The organism is Kitasatospora sp. NPDC005856, from assembly GCF_040629945.1.
Lineage (GTDB): Bacteria > Actinomycetota > Actinomycetes > Streptomycetales > Streptomycetaceae > Kitasatospora.
The window spans coordinates 113,626-139,986 of record NZ_JBEXWT010000012.1 but is presented as its reverse complement, the minus strand read 5'-3'; the positions used below and the strand labels follow the sequence as shown (position 1 = coordinate 139,986).

Below are 26,361 nucleotides of genomic sequence, written 5' to 3'. Positions count from 1 at the left end.
ACCATGTCTGATGCCGCGCAGCCCACCATTGCCGAGGTACGCGCCGCCGCTGAGGCGGTCAAGGCCGCCATCGACCGTCATCTGGAAGCGGTGTCAAGCCCCAACGCAGCCGATGATCCCGCCGTTTCCGCCGCCTACGAGCAGCTCGCCACGGCGGCCATCGCCTACGACCAGCTCCTGTACGAGGCCTACGACGAGGTGACGCCCTTCGAGATCCCCGGGGACGAGGGCCCCGGCGGCTACCACGGCCCCGAACAGCCCGAGGCGATCAGCGTGTTGATCCGCCGCGACTACCACGTCGTCGACCCCGAGCGCCTGCGCGCCCAGGCCGAGCGGCTGGACGACTCGCTGACCCCGGGCGGAGCCGGGGCGGGCGGGGTGAACGCCGCGATCGGCGTGTTGTTCGGCGAGTACGAGCCCGACGAGATCGCCGCCCGCAGCGAGGAGTTCGGCCTGGAGGAGGCCGACTCGACGCTCTGGGTCGCGGCCACCGAGCCGACCGAGCCGGGCGAGTGGCTGCCCGAACCCTTCGAGCACGCCGATCCGCAGCTGCTGATCTGCCGGTTCGACGTGAGCGAGGTCTACGACGACGAGGAGCCGGACGACTGACGCCGTCCAGGACGGCCGACGGGCGGGCCCGGGATCACCGGGGCCCGCCCGTCGTGCGTTCCGGCCGGCGGCCCGTCGGGGCGGGGCCGGCCGGAACGGCGGTCAGTACGCCGAGGCGGCGGCGTTCTCGGCGAGGACCGCCCGCAGCCGGGTGGTGCGGGGCTGCGCCGGGCGCTCGGCGACGGCCTGGGCCAGCGCCGGGCCCGCCGCGTGCACCACGGACAGGTGCCGCTCGCCGCGGCCGAAGGCGGTGTAGACCCACTGCCGGGTGAGGGTCGGGGCGGCGTCCTGCGGGAGCACCACGACCGCGCCGGGCCAGCGCCGGCCGAGCGCCTGGTGGACGGTCAGCGCCCAGCCGTGCCGCAGCCGGGCGGCCTCGGCCGGCGGGACGGTCCGGCGCGAGCCGTCCGCGTACTCCAGGTGCAGACCGTCGGCGTCGCCGTCCAGCACCCGGGCCGGGCGGGTGACGCCGGGGGCGGGGGAGTCGACCACCCGGTCGCCCGGGTCGAAGCCGCCGAACCGGCCGGGGCCGGGGTTGAGCCGGGCCTTGGCGGCGGCGTTCAGCGCGCGGGTGCCGGCCGGGCCGCCGTGGCCCGGGGTGAGCAGCACCACCTGTTCGACCGGGATGCCCAGCGCGCGCGGAATGGAGTCGGTGAGCAGCTGGATGGCGCGGTGGACGGCCTCGCCGGCGTCCTTGGCGGTCAGGATGACCACCTCCTTGTCCGGCGCCTCGACCGGCTGGAGCTCGCCGATGCCGATGGCGGAGACCAGCTCGCCGATCGGGCCGAAGTCCGGGGTGCGGGAGGCGACCGCCGGGCAGACCTTGGCGGCCAGCAGGTCGGCGAAGAACCGGCCGGGGCCGGCCGACCAGAGCTGGCCCGGGTCGCCGCTGAGCACCAGCCGGGTGCCGTCGGCCAGCGACTCCAGGACGGTGGCGGCCAGTTCGACGTCCAGCAGCGGGGCGTCCAGCACGACCAACAGGTCCAGGGCGAGCGTGCCGTCCGGGGCCCGGCCGGGGCCGGCGGCACCGGAGAGCAGGTCGGCGAGGGTGACCACGGAGGCCTCGGCGCCGGTGTCGTTCCCCGCGAGGGCGGCGAAGGAGTCCCGGCCCTGGTCGGTCCAGGTGGCGGCCCAGGCCCGCAGCCCGAGGCCCCGGGCGGCGGTGACCAGCACGGCCGGCTCGGCGCGGGCCGCCTCGCCGCCCGTGTGCAGCACCAGGGCGTGCTCGGCGACGGCCTCGATCAGGGCGGTCGCGGAGGAGGAGGGCGCGGCCTCGGCGGCGGCCGCCCAGGCGGTCGGGCCGGGGGAGACGGGGGGCTGCTCGGCGGAGCCGTCGGCAGCCGCGACCTCAGTCCCGGAATCCTCAGCCCCGGAGTCCTCGGCCCCGGCGTCGGACCCGTCGGGAACCTCGCCCGGGGCGAAGGTGGCCATCAACTGGAGCAGCTTCTCGGCGAGGCTGTCCTCGGCCATCGCCAGTCCCGCCAGCCCGAGCAGCGTCCGGGTCGGCGCCTCGTCCTCCTCGTCGCCCCCCGCCGCGTGCGCCTCGGGGCCGGTCAGCTCCTCCTGGAAGGACAGCACCCGCCCGTCCTCGACGGCGGCCTGGATCGCGGCGGCCGGCTCGGGCATCCGGAGCCGGTCGAGCCCGGCCGCCACCTCGGCGAGCTCCAGGGCCGAGTGCCCGCGCAGTGCCGCCTGCTCCAGCAACCACGGCACCAGCGCCCGGGCGCGGCGCTGGTCACCCGGGCCGGCGTCGGGGCCGAGCAGCTCCCGGGCGAAGCCGTCCGCGTGCTCGGGACGGACACCCGGCAGGCCCAGCACCGCCCACGGGTCCTCGCGCAGCCGTGCGGGCGCCTCCTCGCCGAGCGCGGCCACGGCGGCCGCCGCCAGCTCGGCCGGGGCGCCGCCGGAGGTCAGCACCTCGGCGGTGGCGCGGAGCGCCTCGCCGCGCTGCCGGTCGGACACCACCGGGGCGGGGGCGGCCGGAGCGGGAACCGGGACGGCCGGGGCAGGAGCGGCCGGGGCAGCCGGCTCCGGCCCACGAAGCTCCGGGGCCTGCGCCGTCGGGACCTGCGACACCGGGGCTTCCTCCGTCGGAGCCTCCGTCGCCGGGGCTTCCATCATCGAGGCCTCCGCGCGGGCGGCACCCGCCCGCGCGGCACTCGCCGCGGCGTCCTCCGGCTGCATGCCGCGGATCCGCTGGGCCAGCTCCGCGAACTTCGCCGCCTTCTCCTCCGGGGTCAGCTGGGCCCCGGCGGTCACCTCCGGAGCGCCGTTGCCCGTGTCCGTCATCGTCGTCCGCTCCAAGGTCACTCCACTGCAGGTTCTGCTCGACAACCCGGGCCGGGGGTCACAGCTCGGTCCACCCCTGGTCCGGGTAGTGGTGCACCGGCGACGAGATGTCGTCCAGCGCACCACGGATCTCATCCGGAAGCGTAAGCGCCTCCACCGACAGCGCCGCTTGCAGCTGGGCCGCCGTCCGGGCCCCGACCAGGGCGCTCGCCACCCCGGGCCGGTCCCGGACCCACGCCAGCGCGACCGCCAGCGGGCTGCTGGCGAGCCCGTCGGCGGCGGTGGCGAGGGCGTCCACGATCCGCCGGGAGCGCTCCCCGAGGTACGGCTGCACGAACCCGGTCAGGTACGGCGAGGCGCCGCGCGAGTCCTGCGGGATGCCGTGCCGGTACTTGCCGGTGAGCACCCCGCGCCCGAGCGGCGAGCCGGCCAGCACCCCGACCCCGGCGTCCAGCGCGGCGGGCAGTGCCTCCCGCTCGATGCCGCGCTGCAGCAGCGAGTACTCCAGCTGTGCCCCGGCCAGTGGCACCCGCCCGTGGTGGGCGTGCTGCCAGGTGGCGGCCTTGGCGAGCTGCCAGCCGCTGAAGTCGCAGACCCCGACGTAGCGGGCGCGCCCGGAGGAGACGGCGATGTCGAGGGCGCTGAGCGTTTCCTCGACGGGGGTCGCCGGGTCGAAGGAGTGCACCTGCCACAGGTCGACGTGGTCGGTTCCGAGCCGGCGCAGCGAGGCGTCCAGGGCGGCGAGCAGGTGGCCGCGCGAGCCGTCGAAGCGGTGGGCGGACTCCGGGGCGCTGCCGGCCTTGGTGGCGATGACGAGTTCGGAGCGGGGGATCAGGCTGTCGGTGAGCCGGGAGATCAGGTACTCGGCGCCGCCGTCCGCGTACACGTCGGCGGTGTCGACCAGGTTGCCGCCGGCGTCGACGAACTCCTTGAGCTGTTCCGCGGCCTCCTGCTCGTCCGTGTCGCGGCCCCAGGTCATGGTGCCGAGGCCGAGCCGGGAGACCTGGAGGCCGGTACGGCCGAGGTGGCGCTTTTCCATCGGACGGGGCCCTCCACTGGCCGGCGGCCCCGGGAGCCCCGGCAGCCCTGTAAACGCGCAGGTGGGGAGAGCGCTCCCCGCTGTCGGCTGAGCGTAGCGGCCGGTACGCGGACAGGAGCGGAGACCCGCAGAACGATCAACGGCGCCGGTGTGACCCAGGTCACCCCTACCCGTCAGTAGCATGTTCGGCGCGGGCGCGGCTACCCTCGCCCGCAACCCCAACCCACTGGAAGGTGCGGCAGATGCGACTCGGGATCAACCTCGGCTACTGGGGACTCGGCATGGACGCCGACAACATCGCCGTCGCCCAGGAGGCGGACCGGCTCGGCTACTCGGTCTGCTGGGCGGCGGAGGCGTACGGCTCGGACGCCGCGACGGTGCTCAGCTACGTCGCCGCGAAGACCGAGCGGATCGACGTCGGCTCGGCCATCTTCCAGATCCCGGCCCGCACCCCGGCCATGACCGCGATGACCGCCGCGACGCTGGACACCCTGTCCGGTGGCCGCTTCCGGCTCGGCCTCGGCGTCTCCGGCCCGCAGGTGTCCGAGGGCTGGTACGGCGTGAAGTTCGACAAGCCGCTCGCCCGCACCCGCGAGTACGTGGAGATCATCCGCAAGGCGATGTCCCGCGAGCGCCTGGTGCACGAGGGCGCGCACTGGACGCTGCCGCTGCCCGGCGGTCCCGGCAAGCCGATCAAGCTCACCGTGCACCCGGTGCGCGAGCACATCCCGCTGTACATCGCCGCGATCGGCCCGAAGAACCTGGAGCTGACCGGTGAGATCGCCGACGGCTGGCTCGGCATCTTCTTCTCGCCCGAGCACGGCGCACTCTCCCTCGACCCGCTGACGGCCGGCCGCGCCAAGGCCGGGAAGACGCTGGAGGGCTTCGACCTCTGCCCGACCGTGAACATCGCGGTCGGCGAGGACATCAAGGCCGGGGTGGACGGCCTGCGCTCGTACGCCGCGCTCTACATCGGCGGCATGGGCAGCAAGGAGAAGAACTTCTACAACCAGCTCGCCCGGCGGATGGGCTACGAGCAGGCCGCCGACGAGGTCCAGGAGAAGTACCTCGCCAGGGACTACGCCGGTGCCGCGGCCGCCGTCCCGCACGACCTGATCGACGCCACCTCGCTGATCGGTGACACCGCCCGGATCGCCGACCGGATGCAGGCCTACGCCGACGCGGGCGTCACCACGCTCACCCTGGCCCCCTCCGGGTTCACCCTGGACGAGCGGATCCTGGCGCTGCGCACCGGCGTCGAGGCGCTGGAGCGCGCCGGACTGGCCTGACCGGACTGACCTGACTGACCTGACCTGACCGGACGGGCCCGACGGGTCCGACGGGCCGGACCGAACGGTCCGGGCGCCCGGTGGGCAAGCGGCACTACAGCCAGTCGTGCCGCTTGAACACCCGGTGCAGCACCACGCAGACCACCGCCATCAGCACCAGCACCGCCGGGTAGCCCCAGACCTGGTGCAACTCGGGCATGTGGTCGAAGTTCATCCCGTAGATGCCGGCGATCATCGTCGGCACGGCGGCGAGCGCCGCCCAGGCCGAGATCTTCCGCATGTCGTTGTTCTGCTGGACGCTGACCTGCGCCAGGTTGGCGCTCAGGATGTCGGACAGCAGCCGGTCCATGCCGTCCACCTGGTCGTTCACCCGGGCCACGTGGTCGGCGACGTCCCGCAGGTAGGGCGCGACCTCGGGGCGGACGAAGCGGGCGCCGCGCTCCAGGGCCAGCATCGGCTCCAGCAGCGGGCCGGTGGCCCTGCGCACGGACATCACCTGGCGCTTGTAGCCGTAGATCCGTCCGGCGGTGTCGCGGCCGACCCGACTGGGCGAGAAGATGTCCGCCTCCAGCTCGTCCAGGTCGCTCTGGAGCGCGGTGGCCACGTCCATGTAGCCGTCCACGACGGTGTCGCAGACCGAGTGCAGCACCGAGCTGGGCCCGAAGCGCAGCTGTTCGGGATCCTGCTCCAGCGCGGCACGCAGGCCGCTGAGCGGGCTGTCCTCGCCGTGCCGGACGGTCATCACGAAGTCCGGGCCGAGGAAGACCATCACCTCGCCGACCGTCACGACGTGACCGTCGGGGTGGTAGCCGAGGGTCTTCAGGGCGACGAACAGTGAGCCCTGGTAGGCCTCCACCTTGGGGCGCTGGTGGGCGCTGACGGCGTCCTCGACGGCCAGCGGGTGCAGCGCGAACTCCTTGCCGACGTGGTCGAGTTCCTCGGTGGTGGGCTCGAACAGGCCTATCCAGACGAAGCCGTCCGGACCGGCCGCGCGGGCGGCGGCGAGCGCGCCGGCCAGGTCCGCGGGGGCCTCGATCCGGCGGCCGTCGTGATAGGCGGCGCAGTGGACGATCATGCGGGCCATTGTCACCCGAGCGGGGCCGTCCGGCACGGACCCGGGTGGTACCGGCCCTCCCGGCTCCCGGCTCCCGGGGGCCGGGAACCGGGAACCGGGCCGGACGGGGAACCGGGGCCCACGGCCGGGCCCGGAGGCCGTAGGCTGACCCCATGCCCACCCTGCTGCTGGTCCGTCACGGCCGATCCACCGCGAACACCGCCGGAATCCTGGCCGGTTGGACCCCGGGCGTGGATCTCGACGACACCGGGCGCGCCCAGGCCGCCGCGCTGGCCGGCCGGCTGGCCGACATCCCGTTGGTGCAGGCGGTCAGCAGCCCGCTGGAGCGCTGCCGGCAGACGCTGGAGCCGCTGCTGGCGGCCCGGCCCGAGCTGGGCCCGCCGACCGAGGACGAGCGGCTGGGGGAGTGTCACTACGGCGAGTGGACCGGCCGCCCGCTGGCCGAGCTGGCCAAGGAACCGCTCTGGCGCACCGTGCAGGACCACGCCGCCGGGGCCGCCTTCCCCGGCGGGGAGTCGCTGCGCGAGCTGAGCCACCGCACGGTGGACGCGGTGCGCGAGTGGAACCGGAAGATCGCCGCCGAGCACGGCGAGGACGCGGTCTGGATCGCCTGCTCGCACGGTGACGTCATCAAGGCCGTGGTGGCCGACGCGCTCGGGCTGCACCTGGACCACTTCCAGCGGATCAGCGTCGATCCCTGTTCGGTCACCGCGATCCGCTACACCCCGCAGCGGCCCTTCGTCCTGAGGATGGGCGACACCGGCGACCTCGCCTCGCTCGCCCCCAGGCCCCACCCGGCCGCGGCCACCCCGGCCGGTGACGCGGTGGTCGGCGGCGCCGCCTGAGGCGCGCTGCCGACGGACAGTCCGGGGAGGCACCGTCGGCTTCCCCGGGTGCCACCCCCGCCCGCGGCCGTCGGCTCGGCTCCCCGGCCGCAGCCCGAAGGTCGTAGGGTGACTTACGAGTCCATCCGGCCGCGGACCGCCCCCGGCGGTACCGCGCCGACCGACACGATCCGGAGCGAGAGCGTGCCCCGTCAGGTCTTCTTCTACGACCAGCCCGAACGGTTCGTGGCCGGCACCGTCGGCCAGCCCGGCGCGCGGGCGTTCTACCTTCAGGCCAGTGCCCGGGGCCGGATCACCAGCGTGCTGCTGGAGAAGACCCAGGTCGCGGCGCTCGCCGAGCGCATCGAGGAGGTCCTGGACGAGGCGCTGCGGCGCAGCGGCGGCGACGCCGCCATCCCGGCCGCCGCCCCGAAGGACCTGCTCGACACCGCCCCGCTGGACCTCCCGCTGGAGCAGGAGTTCCGGGTCGGCACCATGGCCCTGGCCTGGGACAGCGTGGAGAGCTGTCTGGTGGTCGAGGCGCAGGCGCTGACCGAGGACGAGGAAGGGGAGGACGCCGCCGAGGCGGTGTTCACCGACGACGACACCGGCCCGGACATGCTCCGGGTGCGGCTGTCCGGCGCCATGGCCCGGGTCTTCGCCAAGCGCGCGCTGGACCTGGTCGCGGCGGGCCGCAAGCCCTGCCCGTTCTGCAACCTGCCGCTCGACCCGGAGGGCCACCTGTGCCCGCGCGCGAACGGCTACCGGCGCTGAACACCGACACCCCGCCGCAGGCCGATCCGACGGCCGCCGCCGCGCTCGCCGCCGACGTGCCCACCGCCCTCGCGCTGCTGCGCCAGGGCGGGCTGACCGTGCACGGCCGCCTCACCGACGCCTCCAACGCCGCGCTGTACTGCACGGTCGCGCACGGCTCGCTGAGCGCGCAGGCCGTCTACAAGCCGGTGGCCGGCGAGCGCCCGCTGTGGGACTTCCCGGACGGCACGCTGGCCGGCCGCGAGGTCGCCGCGTACGAGCTGTCCGCCGCGACCGGCTGGGCGCTGATCCCGCCCACCGTGCTGCGCGACGGCCCGCACGGGCCCGGCATGGTGCAGTTGTGGGTCGAGCCGGACCCGGGGGCCGAGCCGCTGCTCGCGCTCCAGGACCCGCGCGGCCCGGAGGAGGGCTGGCTGCCGATCGTCCGGGCCGAGGTCGAGGGCGGGCGGACGGCCCTGCTGGTGCACCACGACGACCGGCGGCTGCGCCGGCTCGCCGTCCTGGACGCGGTGCTCAACAACGCCGACCGCAAGGGCGGGCACCTGATTCCGGCCGCCGACGGCCGGGTGTACGGCATCGACCACGGCGTCACCTTCAATACCGAGGACAAGCTGCGCACCCTGCTCTGGGGCTGGGCCGGGGACCCGCTGCCCGCCGAGGCGCTGGAGGTGCTGGCCCGGCTGGCCGAGCAACTGGACGGGGAGCTGGCCGAGCGGCTCGCCCCGCACCTCACGGCGGCCGAACTGGACGCCACCCGGGCCCGGGTGGCCGGGCTGCGCGGCTCCGGCCGGCACCCGCTGCCGCCCGAGGACTGGCCGGCGATCCCCTGGCCGCCGGTGTAGCCGGGGCGACGACGGGGCCGGACCGGCCGATGAAACCGGTCCGCTCGGGGAAGACGGCCCGGCCCGGAAGGACGGTCCGGTCCGGGGAAAACGGTCCGGACCGGGAAAACGGCGACAGATGGTCTGGACCTGTCCCCGGAAAAGGTCGCACACTGCTCCGATGGATGTGCGACGGACCACCCCCACCCCCCGAACCACGCCGGACCTGCCGTTGCACCGGTTACAGGTCCCGCTGCCCCACCTGCTCCCCTTCGCCGTCGGCAGCTTCGACGCGATCGGCCCGCTCTCGCGGGCGGGCTTCCCCCACCGGCACTCGTTCTACGAGATCGTCCACGTCACCGGCGGCCACGGCGCCCACGTCCTGGACCTCGTCCACCGGCCGCTGGCACCACCGCAGTTGTGCGTGATCACCCCCGGCCAGGTGCACTACTGGGCGGACACCGAGGAACTGGCCGGCCGGGTCGTCCTGTTCAACGAGGACTTCCTGCTCGGCCACCCCCAGGACCTCGCAGCCCTGCGGGCCCTGGCCACCCGCCCTGCCCTCGCGCTCGGTGAACAGGCCGATGCGATCGCCGCGTTGCTCGCCGACATGGAGCACGAGTACCGGACCAGGGCGCCCGGCTTCCAGGGTGTGCTGCGGGCCAGCCTGCACATCCTGATCGTCCGGGCACTGCGCGCCTCCGCACCGGCCGACCGTCCGGTGGTGCCCAGCCGACCGGCCGAAGTGGCCGCCGCCTTCACCCGGTTGATCGCCCGGCCCGGCGGAGTTCGGCACTCGGTGGCCTCCACCGCGCAGGAACTCGGCGTCTCCCCTGGGCACTTGCAGACCCTGGTGAAGCAGGCCACCGGCCGGACCCCCGGCGGCCTGATCCGCCGGCAGCAGACCCTGGAGGCCAAACGGCTGCTCGCCTGCACGGACTTGACGATCCGTCAGGTCGCCAAGGAGGCCGGATTCGTCGACCCCGCGTACTTCTGTCGCTTCTTCCGCAGGGAGACCGGGATGACCCCGGGGGAGTTCCGGGCCGGGGTCGACGGAAATCACCACGATCCCCGGATCATGTCCATCGCGGTCGCACCGGACGGCCCGTAACTTTGCTGCTGGCCACCGGTGGCCGGTCCGGCGCGCGCGGCCGGGCGACCGGTCCGGCCCTTGTCATGCCCCCACCATGGCAAGGGCCGCCCCCACACCCCCCGCCTCACGAGAAGGAGACGGCGCATGCCCACGCCCGACGGCATGATCACCCGCAAGACCGTCCTGAAGGCCGCCGCCGCGCTCGGGGCCGCCCCGCTGCTGGTCGGCGGCGGTGTCGCCCTCGCCCGGGACCGCATCGACAACGGCGAGCAGCTCGCCTTCACCCCCGAGTGCCACGACGGGGACGCCCCCACCATCGAGCAGACCGAGGGCCCGTACTTCAAGCCCAACTCCCCGCTGCGCAGCTCGATGGTCAACGACGGCCCCGGCACCCACCTGGTGGTCAGCGGCTACGTCTTCGGCCGCGCCTGCAAGCCCATCTCCGGAGTGCTGCTGGACTTCTGGCAGGCCGACGACGGCGGCAACTACGACAACGTCACCTACACCTTCCGCGGCCACCAGTTCACCGACGCCAACGGCGCGTACAAGCTGGACACCATCGTGCCCGGCCTCTACCCGGGCCGCACCCGGCACATCCACGTCAAGCTCCAGGCGCCCGGCCGCCCGATCGTCACCACCCAGCTGTACTTCCCGGGTGAGCCGCGCAACAACACGGACACCATCTACGACCCCCGGCTGCTGATGAACGTCCGGCAGAACGGGTCGACCCGCGAGGCCAGCTTCGACTTCGTGCTGAACGTCGCGCAGACCCCCGGCACGCCCAGCCCGTCGCCCACCGCCACCCCGACCGGTGGCCCCAGCACGCCGCCGCCGACCGGCACGTGGGCCGCGGGCACCTCGTACCGGGCGGGCGACCGCGTCACCTACTCCGGCGTCTCCTACACCTGCCTCCAGGCGCACACCGCCATGGTCGGCTGGGAGCCGCCGAACGTGCCGGCCCTCTGGCAGCGGTCGTAGCGGCTCCGACCGCGTCCCCCGGGGGCGCCGGGCGCCCGGTCGGCGGCAGGGCCGACCGGGCGCTCAACCATGTCCGGAACCGGGATCGGGGCGGGTGCCGGGGTTCACGCCCCGCCGATCCCGTGCATTACCAGTCGGGAAACGGTCGGGCAACGGCGGGAAACGAATCCAGTCGATCTTTCGTACTGGTTAGGCTTTCAAATGTTCGCAAGGTTAAAGTTGTTTCCATGCATGCCTGGCCCGCCTCCGAGGTTCCCGCCCTGCCTGGTCAGGGGCTCCCCCTCCGTATCCACGACACCGCAGCGGGCACGGTCCGCGAGGTGGTGCCGCAGGACGGCACCGCCCGGATCTACGTCTGCGGCATCACGCCCTACGACGCGACCCACATGGGCCACGCCGCCACCTACAACGCGTTCGACCTGGTGCAGCGCGTCTGGAAGGACGCCGGCCACGACGTCCTGTACATCCAGAACGTCACCGACGTCGACGACCCGCTGCTCGCCCGCGCGGTCGAGACCGGCCAGGACTGGACCGCCCTGGCCGAGCGCGAGACGGCCCTGTTCCGCGAGGACATGACCGCGCTGCGCATGCTCCCGCCGGCCCACTACATCGGCGCCGTCGAGTCGATCCCGTGGATCGTCCCGATCGTCCAGAAGCTGCTGGCCTCCGGCGCCGCCTACCAGGTCGACGGCGACATCTACTTCTCGGTCGACGCCGACCCGCACTTCGGCGAGGTCTCCGGCCTCACCCGCGAGGCCATGCGCCCGGTCTTCGCCGAGCGCGGCGGCGACCCGGACCGCCCCGGCAAGCGCAACCCGCTGGACGCGCTGCTCTGGCTGGCCGCCCGCCCGGGCGAGCCCGCCTGGGACACCGAGCTCGGCCACGGCCGCCCCGGCTGGCACATCGAGTGCGTCGCGATCGCGCTGCAGTACCTCGGGATGTCCTTCGACATCCAGGGCGGCGGCAGCGACCTCTCCTTCCCGCACCACGAGATGGGCGCCGCGCACGCCCAGGTCGCCACCGGCACCCACCCGTACGCCAAGGCGTACGTGCACGCCGGCATGGTCGCCCTGGACGGCCACAAGATGTCCAAGTCCCGCGGCAACCTGGTCTTCGTCTCGGCGCTGCGCCGCGAGGGCGTCGACCCGGCGGCGATCCGCCTGGCGCTGCTCTCGCACCACTACCGCGCGGACTGGGAGTGGACCAAGAGCACCCTGGACGAGGCCGTCGAGCGCCTCGCCCGCTGGCGCGCCGCGGTCTCCCGCCCGGACGGCCCGGCGGCCGAGCGACTGCTCGCCGAGGTGCGCGAGGCGCTCGCGAACGACCTGGACACGCCCGCCGCGCTGGCCGCGGTCGACCGCTGGGCGGACCGGCAGGCGGCCGAGGGCGGCACCGACACCGGCGCGCCCGGCCTGGTGACCCGCACCGTGGACGCCCTGCTCGGCGTCGCGCTGTAACCCCGCACCGCACACGCCGAAGGGGCGTCAGGACCAAGTGTCCTGACGCCCCTTCGGCGTCTGCCGGCGCCCGGCCGGTACACGGCTGCCCGGCCGGTGCGGCTACTCCTCCTCGGTGCCGTCCTGGCTCTCCCGGGCGCCGCCCGGCGGCTCCGGGTCGGCCGGCCGCTCCGCCGTGGCGTGCCCGGCCACCGGCTTCTCGCCGGTCGGACCGACGTTCTCCCGGCGGCGCAGGTAGCGCTCGAACTCGCGGGCGATGGCGTCGCCGGAGGCCTCCGGCAGCTCCGCGGTGTCCTGGGCCTCCTCCAGCTGCTGGACGTACTCGGCCACCTCGCTGTCCTCGGCGGCGAGCTGGTCCACGCCGAGCTGCCAGGCCCGGGCGTCCTCGGCCAGCTCGCCCGGCGGGATGCGCAGGTCCAGCAGGTCCTCCAGCTTGTTGACCAGGGCCAGCGTGGCCTTGGGGTTCGGCGGCTGCGAGACGTAGTGCGGCACCGCCGCCCAGAGCGTCACGGCCGGCACCCCGGCGTGGGTGCAGGCCTCCTGGAGCACCCCGACGATGCCCGTGGGGCCCTCGTAGCGGCTCTCCTCCAGGTCCAGTCGGCGGGCCAGCTCCGGGTCGGAGGTGACCCCGCTGACCGGCACCGGGCGGCTGTGCGGGGTGTCGCCGAGCAGCGCGCCCAGGATCACCACCAGCTCGACGCCCAGCTCGTGGGCGAAGCCCAGCAGCTCGTTGCAGAACGAGCGCCAGCGCATGCTCGGCTCGATGCCGCGGACCAGCACGACGTCCCGGGTCGTCGGTTGGGTCACCCGGACCACCGAGAGCCGGGTGGTCGGCCAGGTGATCCGGCGGACGCCGCCGTCCAGCCAGACCGTGGGCCGGTTGACCTGGAAGTCGTAGTAGTCCTCGGCGTCCAGGGCGGCGAACACCTTGCCGCCCCAGGTCTCGTCCAGATGCGCCAGGGCCGCGGAGGCGGCGTCGCCCGCGTCGTTCCAGCCTTCGAAGGCGCAGACCATCACCGGGTCGATCAACTCGGGAACATCTTCCAGCTCGATCACCCAGCGTCTCCCTCCGGTCGGCGGTCGGTCCCGCACCGCCCCGGCTGGCCTGCCGGGGCGCCGACGGGCCGGCTGCCGACTGTCGAACCTCTCGTCTCCCACGGGACGTCTCGCCCCATGGTCCCTACCTGCCCAGCCTACGGGCTTTGATGCGCACCGCGGCCGGGCACCGGGACAGTCTGGGGGAGCGGGCCGCCGCGATCCACCGGATATCGGCGCCCCGGGACTGACGGGCCGTCAGGCGTCCGGCGGGGGTCGAGGGTGTCGGGATCGCGACGGAACGTGACGGCCGTCCGGCGCCGCCGGGCGCGCGGCCCCGCCGGGCGGCCGTCCGGGCCCGCTACCCGGCGTCCACCCAGCCGCCGCGGTACGCCGCCCAGTGCTCGGGCAGCGCGGCGAAGTCCACGTACAGCGCGACGCCGAAGTTGGCCCGTTGCCGGTCCTCCCGGCCCAGGCCCAGCCGGACGCCCCGGACGGCGGCCCGGACGGTCTCGGCGTCGCCCCAGTGGCCCCACTTGTCGTCCCAGAAGAAGGGCAGGCCCATCAGCAGGTCCACGTCGGCCGGGGTGGACCGCAGGGCGAGCTCGGTCTGCCGGGCGACGTAGCCGCCGTACAGCGGCTCGGTGGGCATCGAGGTGTCGTAGCTCATCACCGCGACCTGGTCGACCCGGCGGGCGGTCTCGGTGAAGTACGCCCGGTCCCACCACTTGCCGTGGTCGGTGAGCAGGATGCCGGCCGTGTGCAGGCCCGGGACGGGGTCGATCTGGGGGGCCGCCACCGACAGCTTGGCGCCGCGCGCCGCGGTGACCGGGCGGACCTGGTCGAGCAGGGCCAGCCAGCCCGGCGAACCGGGGCGGATCGGCTCCATGTCGAAGTGCACGCCGTCGAAGCCGAGGTCCAGCACCTGCCGGGCGGAGGCGGTGACCCGGTCCCGGGTGGGGCCGTCCTCCAGGTCCAGGGCGTCCTTCTCCGGCTTGACCTCGTCGCCCAGCCAGCTCTGCAGCCGCACGCCGGGCAGCGCCCGGTGCACGGTGTCGGTGAACCAGCGGCCGCGCGGGTGGACGGCGGGCGGCAGCGAGCCGTCGTGCTCCAGCGGGCCGGTGTGCACGTAGAGGTCCCGGATGCCGGTGCCGGCCAGCTGTCGGGCGAGCGCGGCCACGTCGGCCTCGGTCTTGCGGCCGTCCACCCAGGCGTGGCCGAGCCAGAGCGCGTCACGGCCCCGGGTGCGGGCGTCGGCGGCGGGTTCGCCGGTGTAGTGCAGCCGGAACATCACGAACGCCGAGCCCAGCGCGGCGACCGGCACGGCCGCCACCAGCGCCAGGACCAGCAGTGCCCGGCGCCACCGGGACCATGCTCGCCAGCGGTCGCGCAGCGCGCGGAACGGGGCCGTCAGGGCCCGACCGGCACGCTGCGCGGAAGTCCGGAAACGGGCCACGCGCCTTGCTCCCCCCTTGCGGTCGAGCGCTCAGGATACGGAATGGGACGGCGGGCCGACCCGTGGGCCGGATACTCTGGCCACGTGCGTGCCCGAGCAAGCGGGTTCGCAAAGCCGACAGCCGTCGCACCAGGGAGAAGCCCCATGGCCACAGCAGCCAACCCGTCCGTCACCCAGCAGAGCCGCGCGAACGCGCTGCGTGAAGCGCTCGCGACCCGGGTGGTGGTCGCCGACGGTGCCATGGGCACCATGCTCCAGGCGCAGGATCCGACACTGGAGGACTTCCAGAACCTCGAAGGCTGCAACGAGGTCCTCAACGTCACCCGCCCGGACATCGTCCGGTCCGTCCACGAGGCCTACTTCGCGGTGGGCGTGGACTGCGTGGAGACCAACACCTTCGGCGCCAACTTCAGCGCGCTCGGCGAGTACGAGATCTCCGAGCGGATCTTCGAGCTGTCCGAGTCCGGCGCCCGGATCGCCCGCGAGGTGGCCGACGCCCACGCTGCCGCCGACGGCCGCACCCGCTGGGTGCTCGGCTCGATCGGCCCCGGCACCAAGCTGCCGACCCTCGGTCACGCCCCGTACGAGACGCTGCGCGACGGCTTCCGGCAGAACGCGGCCGGCCTGATCGCCGGCGGCGCCGACGCGCTGCTGGTCGAGACCAGCCAGGACCTGCTGCAGACCAAGGCCGCCATCCTGGGCTCCAAGCGGGCCCTGGCCGAGGCCGGGCTGGACCTGCCGGTGCTGGTGCAGGTGACGGTGGAGACCACCGGCACCATGCTGCTCGGCTCGGAGATCGGCGCCGCGCTCACCGCGCTGGAGCCGCTGGGCGTGGACTACATCGGCCTCAACTGCGCCACCGGCCCGGCCGAGATGAGCGAGCACCTGCGCTACCTGGCCAAGAACGCCCGGATCGGCCTGTCCTGCATGCCGAACGCGGGCCTGCCGGTGCTCGGCAAGGACGGCGCGCACTACCCGCTCTCCCCGGCCGAACTGGCCGACGCCCACGACGTGTTCACCCGCGAGTACGGCCTCTCGCTGGTCGGCGGCTGCTGCGGCACCACCCCCGAGCACCTGCGCCAGGTGGTCGAGCGGGTCCAGGGCCGCCCGATCGCCCCGCGCGACCCCCGGCCCGAGCCCTCGGCGGCCTCGCTGTACCAGGCGGTGCCGTTCCGGCAGGACACCTCGTACCTCGCGATCGGCGAGCGCACCAACGCCAACGGCTCGAAGAAGTTCCGCGAGTCGATGCTGGCCGGCGACTGGCAGGCCTGCGTGGAGATCGCCCGCGACCAGATCCGGGACGGCTCCCACCTGCTCGACCTCTGCGTGGACTACGTCGGCCGCGACGGCGTCGCCGACATGAAGGAGATCGCCGGCCGGCTGGCCACCGCCTCCACCCTGCCGATCGTGCTGGACTCCACCGAGCCGCCCGTGCTGCAGGCCGGCCTGGAGGCGCTCGGCGGCCGCGCCGTGCTCAACTCCGTGAACTACGAGGACGGCAACGCCCCCGACTCGCGCTTCGGGAGGATCGCCTCGCTGGCCCGCGAGCACGGCGCCGGCCTGATCGCCCTGACCATCGACGAGGAGGGCCAGGCCCGCACCGCCGGCAAGAAGGTCGAGATCGCCGAGCGGCTGATCGCCGAACTCACCACCGACTACGGCATCGACGAGGGCTCGATCCTGGTCGACTGCCTCACCTTCACCCTGGCCACCGGCCAGGAGGAGTCCCGCCGGGACGGCATCGAGACCATCGAGGCGATCCGCGAGCTCAAGCGCCGTCGCCCCGAGGTGCAGACCACCCTCGGCCTGTCCAACATCTCCTTCGGCCTTAACCCGGCCGCCCGGGTGGTGCTCAACTCGGTCTTCCTGCACGAGTGCGTGGAGGCCGGCCTCGACTCGGCGATCGTGCACGCCTCCAAGATCCTGCCGATCTCCCGCATCCCCGAGGACCAGCGCGAGGCCGCGCTCGACCTGGTCTACGACCGCCGCCGGGACGGCTACGACCCGCTGCAGCGCCTGCTGGAGCTGTTCGCCAACGTCTCCACCGCCTCGGTGAAGGCCACCAAGGCCGAGGAGCTGGCCGCGCTCCCGTTGGAGGAGCGGCTGCAGCGCCGGATCATCGACGGCGAGCGGGGCGGCCTGGAGGCCGACCTGGACGAGGCGCTGACCGCGCGCCCGGCGCTGGAGATCATCAACGACACCCTGCTGTCCGGCATGAAGGTGGTCGGCGAGCTCTTCGGCTCCGGCCAGATGCAGCTGCCGTTCGTGCTCCAGTCCGCCGAGGTGATGAAGACCGCGGTGGCCCACCTGGAGCCGCACATGGAGAAGTCCGACAGCGAGGGCAAGGGCACCATCGTGCTGGCCACCGTCAAGGGCGACGTCCACGACATCGGCAAGAACCTGGTCGACATCATCCTGTCCAACAACGGCTACAACGTGGTCAACCTGGGCATCAAGCAGCCGGTCTCGGCGATCCTGGACGCCGCGCAGGAGCACAAGGCGGACGTGATCGGGATGTCCGGCCTGCTGGTGAAGTCCACGGTGATCATGAAGGAGAACCTGGAGGAGCTGAACCAGCGCAAGCTGGCCGCGAGCTACCCGGTGATCCTCGGCGGCGCCGCGCTGACCCGCGCCTACGTCGAGCAGGACCTGCACGAGATCTACGAGGGCGAGGTCCGCTACGCCCGGGACGCCTTCGAGGGCCTGCGGCTGATGGACGCGTTGATCGCGGTCAAGCGCGGCGTGCCCGGCGCGGTCCTGCCGGAGCTCAAGCAGCGCCGGCACGCCCGGGTCGCGGTGGAGGAGCCGGAGCCCGAGGTCAACCTCGGCCAGATCCGCTCCGACGTCACCGTCGACAACACCGTGCCGACCCCGCCGTTCTGGGGCGACCGGATCGTCAAGGGCATCCCGTTCGCGGACTACGCCTCCTGGCTGGACGAGGACGCGCTGTTCAAGGGGCAGTGGGGCCTGAAGGCCGCGCGCACCGGCGAGGGGCCGTCCTACGAGGAGCTGGTGGAGACCGAGGGCCGGCCGCGGCTGCGGGCCTGGCTGGACCGCCTGCAGACCGAGGGCTGGCTGGAGGCCGCCGTGGTCTACGGCTACTACCCGGCCAACTCCAAGGGCGACGACCTGATCGTCTTCCACGAGGACGGCACCGAGCGCACCCGTTTCACCTTCCCGCGCCAGCGCCGCGGGCGCCGGCTCTGCCTGGCCGACTTCTTCCGCCCGGAGGAGTCCGGGGCGCGGGACGTCGTGGGCCTCCAGGTGGTCACCATGGGCAACCGGATCTCGGAGGCGGCCAACGAGCTGTTCGCCGACAACTCCTACCGGGACTACCTGGAGCTGCACGGCCTCTCGGTGCAGCTGGCCGAGGCGCTGGCCGAGTTCTGGCACGCGCGGGTCCGCTACGAGCTGGGCTTCTCCGGGGAGGACCCGCAGGACGTCAAGGACATGTTCGCGCTCAAGTACCGCGGCGCCCGCTTCTCGCTCGGCTACGGGGCCTGCCCCGAGCTGGAGGACCGGGCCAAGATCGCCGAGCTGCTGCGGCCGGAGCGGATCGGCGTGGTGCTCTCCGAGGAGTTCCAGCTCCACCCGGAGCAGTCCACCGACGCGATCGTGATCCACCACCCGGAGGCGAAGTACTTCAACGCCCGGTAACTCCCGGTTCCCGCCGCGTTGGCACTTTCCGGACGAAGCGGGCGTATCCTTGATGATCCTGAACGGGCCGGTCCGCTCACCTGCGGGCCGGCCCGTGCCTTCCCCGGGACCGCCCCGGGCCTGCCGGAAGGACCCCTGCCATGACCACCAGCCCCACCGCCACGCGCATCCTCGACCACGGGGACGACCGCGGGCTCCAGGCGGTGCTGCTGGACATGGACGGGACGCTGGTGGACACCGAGGACTTCTGGTGGCAGGCCGAGGCCTCGCTCTTCGCCGAGCTGGGCCACGAGCTGGACGAGGCGGACCGCGCCCACGTGGTCGGCGGCCCGATGGCCAGGGTGATGGACTACCTGGTCGCCCGGACCGGGGCGGACATCGCGCCGGCCGACCTCGGCGTGCTGGTGAACCAGCGCTTCGTCGACCTGCTGGCCGGCGGCGTGCCGCTCATGCCGGGCGCCGAGCGGCTGCTCAACACCCTTGCCGCGCACGGCGTTCCGGCCGCCCTGGTGTCCGCCTCGCACCGGCACGTGATCGACATCGTGCTGCGCTCGCTGGGCGCCCACCACTTCGCCTTCACCATCGGCGGGGACGAGGTGCCGCGCACCAAGCCGTTCCCGGACCCGTACCTGGAGGCGGCCCGGCGGCTGGGCGCGGAGCCGGCCCGCTGCGTGGTGATCGAGGACACCCCGACCGGGGTGCGGGCGGGCGAGGCGGCCGGCTGCCCGGTGATCGCGGTGCCCTCGGTGGCGGCGGTCGAGCCGGCTCCGGGGCGGCTGGTGGTGCCGTCGCTGGAGCAGGTCGACCTCGACCTGTTGCGCTCCCTGGTCGCTTCGCGGGTGTGATTGTCGTCTCATTGCGAGCCCGCCTTACCGGCCGGTAAGCGGCCCGGCGGGCCCCTGGGGCGGAGTCGCCGGGGGAGAAAACGGGCATTGGCTGACAACTCGTCGGGCGTGTCGTCATGCCCCGAACCGCCGTGTCCCAAACGTCATCTGCGCGGGTATCGGTCGTGCGTGTTCGATATGGCACGCTACTCCAGTTCGTGCCACCCAAAAGGACGCGCCTCGTGAAGACTTCAGCTGAACGCCTGGCAGTACTCGGTTGCGCCGGCCTGGTCGCCGTGTCGGTGGCGGGCTGCGGATCGGTGACCGACGTGGTCAAGGGGGACGGCGGCAAGTCGATCACCATGGGCACCAGTCAGCTCACCGGTGTCCTGGACCCGGCGGCCGCCTACGACTCCGGCTCCTGGCTGCTGCTGCGCAACACCTTCCAGTCGCTGCTCACCTTCCAGGCCGCGGCCAGCTCGCCCTCCCCGGACGCCGCGCAGTCCTGCGAGTTCACCAACGGTGAGGCCACCGAGTACCACTGCACCCTGAAGCCCGGCCAGAAGTTCTCCAACGGACACGTGCTGACGGCCCAGGACGTGGTCTTCTCGATCGAGCGCACCAAGAAGATCAACGACCCGAACGGCCCGGTCGAACTGCTCGACTCGATCAAGTCCGTCGAGGCCAAGGGCGACAACGAGGTGCTCTTCCACCTCTCCGCGCCCGACGCCACCCTGCCGGCCAAGCTGGCGAGCCCGGCCGGCGCCATCGTGGACCACCAGGCCTACCCCGCCGACAAGGTCGTCACCAACGACAAGCTGATCGGCTCCGGCCCGTACCGCTTGGACTCGGTCGAGAACCTGAACGGCAGCAAGCAGCTGGGCAAGGTCGTGCTGTCCGCCAACGACAAGTACGGCGGCGAGGCCAAGCTGCGGAACAGCAAGTTCACCGTCCGGTACTTCGACAAGTCGGAGGACCTGAAGGCCGCGCTGGACCGGGGCGAGGTCGACCTCACCGACAACAGCCTGGAGCCGAACACCGCCGCCCAGGTCCGCTCCGACCAGCAGGGCGGCAAGACCGACCTCCAGGTGACCGAGGGCGACAGCAACGACACCCGTTCGCTGGTCCTCAACACCAAGGACCAGCTGATGAGCAACGTCGCCGTGCGCCAGGCCGTCGCCCAGATGATGGACCGCAAGGCGCTGGCCCGCGACGTGTTCGCCCGCACCGTCCAGGCGCTCTACTCCATGGTCCCGGCCGGCCTGCCCGGCCACACCACCGCCTTCTTCGACCGCTACGGCGACCAGGACGTGAACAAGGCCAAGAAGATCCTGGCCGACGCCAAGATCCAGACCCCGGTCAAGTTCACCCTCACCTGGTCCCGTTCGCGGGCCGGCAGCAACGAGGCCGAGACGCTGAAGAAGCAGCTGGAGACCGGCGGCCTGTTCCAGGTGACGCTCGCCCAGGAGCCGGACTGGGACTCGTACCGCAAGGGCTGGACCGAGGGCAAGTACCAGGCGTACGTCATCGGTTGGTTCGCCGACTACCCGGACCCGGACAACTACCTCGCCCCGCTGCTGATCAACGGCGGTTCCTACCACCACGGTTGGGACGACCCGCGGATCAGCGGGAAGCTGGTGCCGGAGGGCCTCAAGCAGACCGACCGCAGCGCCGCGGCCGCCACCTACGCGCAGATCCAGCAGATCGAGGCCGAGAACGTGCCGCTGATCCCGCTGTACCAGAACAAGTCCTTCTTCGCGGCCCGCTCGTACGTCACCGGCGTCGAGTCCACCGTCGACACCACCGGCTACTTCCGCTTCTGGGAGATCAGCCGCAACAACAAGTAGCGCCGGCAGGACGGCGGCCCGCCCGCTTCCCCGCCAGTACGGGGAGCGGACGGGCCGCTGTGACGTTTCTGCGGCCCTGGCGGCCCCTGGGGGCCGCCAGGAGCCGCCGTGGGCCCCCTACAGGGCGCCCGGGCGCACCAGCCCGCTCTCGTAGGCGTACACGGCCGCCTGGACCCGGTCGCGCAGCTGCAGCTTGGTCAGCACATGGCCCACGTGCGTCTTCACGGTGGTCTCGCTGACGAACAGCTCGGCCGCGATCTCCGCGTTCGACAGCCCGCGCGCCACCAGCTTCAGCACCTCCAGCTCGCGCTCGGTCAGCGCGCTCAGCGCCTGCGGCGGCGCCTCGTCGCCCGAGGGCAGCTTGGTGGCGTACATGTCCAGCAGCCGGCGGGTGATGCTCGGCGCCAGCATCGCCGCGCCGTCCGCGACCACCCGGATCGCCTGCACCAGCTCCTCGGCCGGGACGTCCTTCAGCAGGAAGCCGCTGGCGCCCGCGCGCAGCGCCTCCACCACGTACTCGTCCAGGTCGAAGGTGGTCAGCACCAGCACCTTGGCCGGGCCGTCCCGCCCCGGGCCGGCGATCCGGCGCGTGGCCTCGACGCCGTCCATCCTGGGCATCCGGATGTCCATCAGCACCACGTCGGGCTGCAGCGCCCGCACCTGGTCCAGCGCCTGCTGGCCGTCGCCGGCCTCGCCGACCACCACGAGGTCGGACTCGGCCTCCAGGATCATCCGGAAACCGGTGCGCAGCAGCGGCTGGTCGTCGACCAGCAGCACTCGGATCGTCACCTAGGACTCCTTGCTCATCGGATCCCCCGTGGGATCGCTCTCATCCGACGTACGCGCCAGCGGCAGCGGGTACGGCGGCGGGGTGCCGCCGAACTCCGGGCAGCTGGCCTGGTGGTCGCACCAGTCGCAGAGGCGGTTGCGGGTGGCCGGGAAGTCCCCGGTGGCCACCGCCTGGCCGATCCGCTCCCACAGCGCCTGGAGCTTGCGCTCCACCGCGAGCAGGTCAGCCTGGTCCGGGTCGTAGCTGACCACGTCCCCGCCGCCGCCGAGGTAGACCAGCTGGAGGCGCTTGGGGATCACGCCCTTCCAGCGCCACACCACCAGGGCGTAGAACTTCATCTGGAACATCGCCTTGCCCTCGAAGTCCCGCGAGGGCGCCCGGCCGGTCTTGTAGTCCACCAGCCGGACCTCGCCGGTCGGGGCGACGTCCACCCGGTCGATGTAGCCGCGCAGCAGCAGCCCCGAGTCCAGGGCCGTCTCCACGTAGAGCTCCCGCTCCGCCGGGTGCAGCCGGGTCGGGTCCTCCAGCCGGAACCACTGGCCGACCAGCTTCTCGGCGTCCGCCAGCCAGCGGGTGAGCGCCGCGCCGTCCGGGTCGTCCGGGAACAGCGTGCCCAGCTCCGGGCGCTCGCCCAGCAGCCGCTCCCACTGCGGGCGCAGCAGGCCCAGCGCCCGCTCCGGCGTCCGCTCGGTCGCCGGGCTGTCGAACAGCCGCTCCAGCACCGCGTGCACCAGGGTGCCCCGGGTCGCCGCCGAGCTCGGCGGCTCGGGCAGCCGGTCGATCACCCGCAGCCGGTACAGCAGGGGACAGGTGAGGAAGTCCCCCGCTCGGGACGGGGAGAGCCCGGTCGGGGGTGCCGCCGGACGCACGGCGGCACTGCTGGTCTCGGTGTGCTGCATGGCTACGACCCTATTGCCCTTTGCTGTCATCCCGCTGCCACCGTGCTGCCACGGACGCCGCGAGTGGGTATGAAGCCGGAAGGAGGGCCGCGCAGCGCCGGAGGGCCGCGATCACGTAGCGTGGGCGCACCGGGCACGACGGGGGAGACGACCGAAGGGATCACGGTGAGCGACAGCAGGGGGCAGCAGCCCTCCGACCAGCCACCGCAGGCGGGCGACGGACGTCCGGCCGGGCCGCCGCCCGAGCCCCGGCGCCGCGGCGGCATCCTGATGGGCCGGCCCTTCGGCGTGCCCGTCTACGTCACCCCGTCCTGGTTCGTCATCGCCGCGCTGATCACCTGGGTGTTCGGCGGGCAGCTGGGCGACGTGCTGCCCGACCTCGGCGGTGCCCGCTACCTGGTCGCGTTCTCCTTCGCGGTCGCCTTCTACGGCTCCGTCCTGGTGCACGAGCTCGCCCACACCCTGGTCGCGCTGCGCTACCGGCTCGGGGTGCGGCGGATCCAGCTCCAGTTCTTCGGCGGGGTCTCCGAGATCGAGAACGAGGCGCAGAGCCCCTGGCGGGAGTTCTGGCTGGCCTTCGTCGGCCCGTTGCTCTCGCTGCTGCTCGGCGGCGTGTTCTACCTCGGGGTGCGGGTGGTGGACCTGTCCACGGTGCCCGGGGTGCTGCTCACCGGCCTGATGGTGTCCAACCTGGTGGTCGCCGCCTTCAACCTGCTGCCCGGACTGCCGCTGGACGGCGGCCGGATGCTGCGCGCGGTCGTCTGGGCGATCAGCGGCAAGCCGATGACCGGCACGGTGGCCGCCGCCTGGGTCGGCCGCGGGCTGGCCGTCGCCGTGCTGATCGGCCTGCCGCTGCTGAGCGCCGCCCGCGGGGTCGAGCGCACCACCACCGACACCCTGGTGGACGCGGTGCTGGCCGCGGTGCTGGCCGCGATCATCTGGAACGGCGCCACCGGCAGCCTGCGCAACGCCCGGCTCAAGGAGGTGCTGCCCGGCCTGCGGCTGCGCGAGCTGGCCCGGCGGGCCGTCGAGGTCACCGCCGACACCCCGCTCGGCGAGGCGCTGCGCCGCGCCCGCGAGGCCCAGGCCGGTGCGGTGATCGTGGTGGACGGCCGGGGCGAGCCGATCGCCCTCGTGCGCGAGGCCGCCGTCCGGTCGGTGCCCGAGCACCGCCGCCCCTGGGTGGCCGTCGGCCCGCTCGCCCGCGACCTCGAACCCGGGCTGCGGCTGAGCGCCGACCTCGGCGGCGAGGACCTGCTGCGGGCCGTCCAGGCCACCCCGGCGGGGGAGTACCTGGTGGTCGAGGCGGACGGCCGGGTCTACGGCGTCGCCTCGCTCAGCGACATCGAGCAGCGGCTGACCGCCGCCGTCACCGGCCGCTGATCATGGTGGTAGGGCGAGGCGCTCCGCTTCCCTTAGGATTGTCGGCATGTCCGAACCGACCGGTGCCGCCCGCCGACGCGGGCCCTTCCAGGTCGGGGACCAGGTCCAGCTGACCGATCCCAAGGGTCGCCACTACACGTTCACGCTCCAGGCCGGGAACCAGTTCCACACCCACAAGGGTGCGTTCCCGCACGACGAGCTGATCGGCGCTCCCGAGGGCACGGTCGTGCGCACCACGGGGAACGTCCCGTACCTCGCGCTGCGCCCCCTGCTCCCCGACTACGTCCTGTCCATGCCGCGCGGCGCCGCCGTGATCTACCCCAAGGACGCGGGGCAGATCCTGGCCATGGCCGACATCTTCGCCGGGGCCCGCGTGGTCGAGGCCGGTGTCGGCTCGGGCGCGCTCAGCATGTACCTGCTGCGCGCCGTCGGCGAGCACGGCATGCTGGCCTCCTACGAGCGCCGGCAGGACTTCGCCGACATCGCCCAGGGGAACGTCGAGCGCTACTTCGGCGGCCCGCACCCGGCGTGGAAGCTCACCGTCGGCGACCTCCAGGACAACCTGGTCGAGACCGACGTCGACCGCGTCCTCCTCGACATGCTGGCCCCCTGGGAGTGCCTGGACGTCGCCTCCAAGGCGCTCGTCCCCGGCGGCCTCATCTGCTGCTACGTGGCCACCACCACGCAGATGTCCAAGACCGTCGAGGCGCTGCGCGAGCACGGCACCTTCACCGAGCCGCAGGCCTGGGAGACCATGGTCCGCACCTGGCACCTGGAGGGCCTGGCGGTCCGCCCGGACCACCGGATGATCGGCCACACCGGATTCCTGCTCACCGCCCGCCGCCTGGCGGACGGCGTGGAGCCGCCGCTGCGCCGCCGCCGCCCGGCCAAGGGCGCGTACGGCGAGGACTACGACAACGGGGCGCCCGAGCCCACCCTCCAGGAGCGCGCCGCCGCCCGCAAGGCCGCCCGCACCACCGAGGAGGACCAGCCCGACCTGGGCTGATCCCGGAACCACCGGGAAGGGGTGGTACGAGCACGGTGCTCGTACCACCCCTTTCGCATCCCGCCGATCACGGTGTGGGACGATGCTCGCTCACGCAGACCAGCTCCTGGAGCTCTGGAGGGGACGCCTGGTGGAGACCGCGGTCGGGACGACGACGGCGACGGCCGGACAGCCGACACCCCGGGGCCGCTCAGGGCCCGGGCACGCGCGCACCGCACCCTGGCACTGGGCCCTCGCCCTGGCCGGCTGCTGCGCGGTGGTGGGGGCCGCGCTGGCCGCCTCCCCGGCGACCGGCACCCCGGTGCCCGCGCACCCCACCGCCACGTCCCTCGCCGCGAGCGCCGGCCCCGATCCGGCCCAGGTCCAACTCCCGCTGGACTGCGGCCCGTTCCCGGTCAGGACGGCGCTCAGCGTGCCCGCGCGGCTCGGCGACGGGCGCGCCGCCACGGTGGTCGCCGCGCACTGCGCCACCGAGACCGGCACCCCGCCGGACGCCGTCCTGCTGCTCGGCTTCGGTCCGGGCGGACGCCCGGAGGTGGTGACCACGCTGCTGCCCGAGCGCGAGAACCTCACCGTGAGCCGGATCGCGGTGCGTTCGGACGGCGCCATCACCGGCCACGCGCAGGGGTATTCGAGCGAGGACGTGCCCCGGTTCCGGCCCGACATCTCGATCGACCTCACCTGGACGCACAAGGGCGGCGGCTGGGAACGATCCCAGACCGCCGCCCCGGTCTCCGCCGTGTGACGGACCGACTACCGGCCGGCCGACCACTGGCCGGTCGGCCGCTGCGCGACCGGCCGCCGCCGGCCGCCTACTCCGCGTCCGGCCCGTACACCTCGACCCGGTCGGCGACCCGGCGCACGTGGATGCAGTCGCCGGGGCACTCCTTCGCCGAGTCCACCACGTCCTGAAGGATCGTCAGCGGCACCGGGGCGGTCTCCCCGGGCTGCTGGCGCAGCTCGTCGTCCGGCCCCTTCACGTAGGCCAGCCCGTCGATGTCGAGCTCGAAGACCTCGGGTGCGTACTGCACGCAGATGCCGTCGCCGGTGCACAGATCCTGGTCGATCCACACCTCCAACGCCTCGGCCGCTGCCGCCGTCTGCTCGGTCACCGACATGGTCCCCTGCCGTTTCTGTCCCGGGTCGCCCCTATTCCTGGAGCAATCCCGCCATTCGTACAACGATCGGACCTCGACTTGTGGTCGCGATCGGATAT

The 26,361-nt window shown here is 73.4% G+C and carries 22 protein-coding genes; 14 read left to right on the top strand and 8 right to left on the bottom strand.

Annotation, left to right across the window (positions count from 1 at the left end; genetic code table 11):
* Window positions 1–3: 3 nt before the first annotated feature.
* Window positions 4–609 carry a hypothetical protein gene (locus tag ABZ449_RS10550; protein WP_360343386.1) on the top strand — a complete coding sequence of 202 codons (606 nt, stop codon included), beginning with the start codon at window positions 4–6 and terminating at the stop codon, window positions 607–609.
* A 102-nt stretch (window positions 610–711) separates the two neighbouring features.
* Here the strand turns inward: ABZ449_RS10550 and ABZ449_RS10545 are convergent, their stop codons facing one another.
* A complete protein-coding gene (locus tag ABZ449_RS10545; protein ID WP_360343383.1) occupies window positions 712–2,898 on the bottom strand; it encodes a helix-hairpin-helix domain-containing protein in 2,187 nt (728 codons plus the stop codon).
* A gap of 58 nt (window positions 2,899–2,956) precedes the next feature.
* Window positions 2,957–3,937 (bottom strand): aldo/keto reductase, encoded by a 981-nt coding sequence (locus ABZ449_RS10540; protein ID WP_360343380.1) that lies wholly within the window; start codon window positions 3,935–3,937, stop codon window positions 2,957–2,959.
* Between the two features lie 242 nt (window positions 3,938–4,179).
* Between ABZ449_RS10540 and ABZ449_RS10535 the strand changes: the two genes are divergently transcribed.
* Window positions 4,180–5,226, top strand: a complete 1,047-nt coding sequence (locus ABZ449_RS10535; protein ID WP_360343377.1) for an LLM class F420-dependent oxidoreductase — start codon at window positions 4,180–4,182, stop codon at window positions 5,224–5,226.
* Window positions 5,227–5,320: 94 nt separating this feature from the next.
* Here the strand turns inward: ABZ449_RS10535 and ABZ449_RS10530 are convergent, their stop codons facing one another.
* Window positions 5,321–6,301, bottom strand: a complete 981-nt coding sequence (locus tag ABZ449_RS10530) for a magnesium and cobalt transport protein CorA (protein WP_360343374.1) — start codon at window positions 6,299–6,301, stop codon at window positions 5,321–5,323.
* A gap of 152 nt (window positions 6,302–6,453) precedes the next feature.
* Between ABZ449_RS10530 and ABZ449_RS10525 the strand changes: the two genes are divergently transcribed.
* The 6 genes from ABZ449_RS10525 (at window position 6,454) to mshC (ending at window position 12,248) form a co-directional block, all read left to right on the top strand.
* Window positions 6,454–7,146, top strand: a complete 693-nt coding sequence (locus tag ABZ449_RS10525; protein ID WP_360343371.1) for a histidine phosphatase family protein — start codon at window positions 6,454–6,456, stop codon at window positions 7,144–7,146.
* A 183-nt stretch (window positions 7,147–7,329) separates the two neighbouring features.
* Complete coding sequence (locus ABZ449_RS10520) at window positions 7,330–7,899, top strand: DUF3090 domain-containing protein (protein WP_360343430.1); 570 nt, start codon at window positions 7,330–7,332, stop codon at window positions 7,897–7,899.
* A 56-nt stretch (window positions 7,900–7,955) separates the two neighbouring features.
* Window positions 7,956–8,741: an SCO1664 family protein gene (locus ABZ449_RS10515; protein ID WP_360343427.1), complete on the top strand. Its 786-nt coding sequence runs from the start codon at window positions 7,956–7,958 to the stop codon at window positions 8,739–8,741.
* A gap of 211 nt (window positions 8,742–8,952) precedes the next feature.
* Window positions 8,953–9,831: an AraC family transcriptional regulator gene (locus ABZ449_RS10510; RefSeq protein ID WP_360343368.1), complete on the top strand. Its 879-nt coding sequence runs from the start codon at window positions 8,953–8,955 to the stop codon at window positions 9,829–9,831.
* A gap of 126 nt (window positions 9,832–9,957) precedes the next feature.
* Complete coding sequence (locus ABZ449_RS10505) at window positions 9,958–10,791, top strand: carbohydrate-binding protein (protein WP_360343365.1); 834 nt, start codon at window positions 9,958–9,960, stop codon at window positions 10,789–10,791.
* 227 nt (window positions 10,792–11,018) lie between these two features.
* Entirely contained in the window at window positions 11,019–12,248 is a 1,230-nt protein-coding gene (mshC, locus tag ABZ449_RS10500) for a cysteine--1-D-myo-inosityl 2-amino-2-deoxy-alpha-D-glucopyranoside ligase (protein WP_360343362.1), read from the top strand.
* Window positions 12,249–12,350: 102 nt separating this feature from the next.
* Here the strand turns inward: mshC and ABZ449_RS10495 are convergent, their stop codons facing one another.
* Window positions 12,351–13,304: a PAC2 family protein gene (locus ABZ449_RS10495; protein WP_360343359.1), complete on the bottom strand. Its 954-nt coding sequence runs from the start codon at window positions 13,302–13,304 to the stop codon at window positions 12,351–12,353.
* 340 nt (window positions 13,305–13,644) lie between these two features.
* Window positions 13,645–14,739, bottom strand: coding sequence for a hypothetical protein (locus ABZ449_RS10490; protein ID WP_360343356.1), 1,095 nt, complete (start codon window positions 14,737–14,739; stop codon window positions 13,645–13,647).
* Window positions 14,740–14,883: 144 nt separating this feature from the next.
* Here ABZ449_RS10490 and metH point away from each other — a divergent pair, with 144 nt between their 5' ends.
* The 3 genes from metH (at window position 14,884) to ABZ449_RS10475 (ending at window position 21,067) form a co-directional block, all read left to right on the top strand.
* Window positions 14,884–18,396, top strand: a complete 3,513-nt coding sequence (gene metH / locus ABZ449_RS10485) for a methionine synthase (RefSeq protein ID WP_360343353.1) — start codon at window positions 14,884–14,886, stop codon at window positions 18,394–18,396.
* Window positions 18,397–18,536: 140 nt separating this feature from the next.
* Window positions 18,537–19,241, top strand: coding sequence for an HAD family phosphatase (locus tag ABZ449_RS10480; protein WP_360343350.1), 705 nt, complete (start codon window positions 18,537–18,539; stop codon window positions 19,239–19,241).
* A 221-nt stretch (window positions 19,242–19,462) separates the two neighbouring features.
* Window positions 19,463–21,067 carry an ABC transporter substrate-binding protein gene (locus tag ABZ449_RS10475; RefSeq protein ID WP_360343347.1) on the top strand — a complete coding sequence of 535 codons (1,605 nt, stop codon included), beginning with the start codon at window positions 19,463–19,465 and terminating at the stop codon, window positions 21,065–21,067.
* Between the two features lie 117 nt (window positions 21,068–21,184).
* Here the strand turns inward: ABZ449_RS10475 and ABZ449_RS10470 are convergent, their stop codons facing one another.
* Window positions 21,185–21,856, bottom strand: a complete 672-nt coding sequence (locus ABZ449_RS10470) for a response regulator transcription factor (RefSeq protein WP_188299078.1) — start codon at window positions 21,854–21,856, stop codon at window positions 21,185–21,187.
* Complete coding sequence (locus ABZ449_RS10465; protein ID WP_360343344.1) at window positions 21,857–22,756, bottom strand: RecB family exonuclease; 900 nt, start codon at window positions 22,754–22,756, stop codon at window positions 21,857–21,859.
* Between the two features lie 264 nt (window positions 22,757–23,020).
* Here ABZ449_RS10465 and ABZ449_RS10460 point away from each other — a divergent pair, with 264 nt between their 5' ends.
* The 3 genes from ABZ449_RS10460 to ABZ449_RS10450 all read left to right on the top strand — a co-directional run bounded on the left by ABZ449_RS10460 (window position 23,021) and on the right by ABZ449_RS10450 (window position 25,890).
* Window positions 23,021–24,139, top strand: coding sequence for a site-2 protease family protein (locus ABZ449_RS10460; RefSeq protein WP_360343424.1), 1,119 nt, complete (start codon window positions 23,021–23,023; stop codon window positions 24,137–24,139).
* A 46-nt stretch (window positions 24,140–24,185) separates the two neighbouring features.
* A complete protein-coding gene (locus ABZ449_RS10455; protein WP_360343341.1) occupies window positions 24,186–25,145 on the top strand; it encodes a tRNA (adenine-N1)-methyltransferase in 960 nt (319 codons plus the stop codon).
* Window positions 25,146–25,227: 82 nt separating this feature from the next.
* Window positions 25,228–25,890, top strand: coding sequence for a hypothetical protein (locus tag ABZ449_RS10450; protein WP_360343338.1), 663 nt, complete (start codon window positions 25,228–25,230; stop codon window positions 25,888–25,890).
* Window positions 25,891–25,957: 67 nt separating this feature from the next.
* Here ABZ449_RS10450 and ABZ449_RS10445 read toward each other — a convergent pair whose 3' ends face one another.
* Window positions 25,958–26,263 carry a ferredoxin gene (locus tag ABZ449_RS10445; protein WP_360343335.1) on the bottom strand — a complete coding sequence of 102 codons (306 nt, stop codon included), beginning with the start codon at window positions 26,261–26,263 and terminating at the stop codon, window positions 25,958–25,960.
* Between the last annotated feature and the right edge of the window lie 98 nt (window positions 26,264–26,361).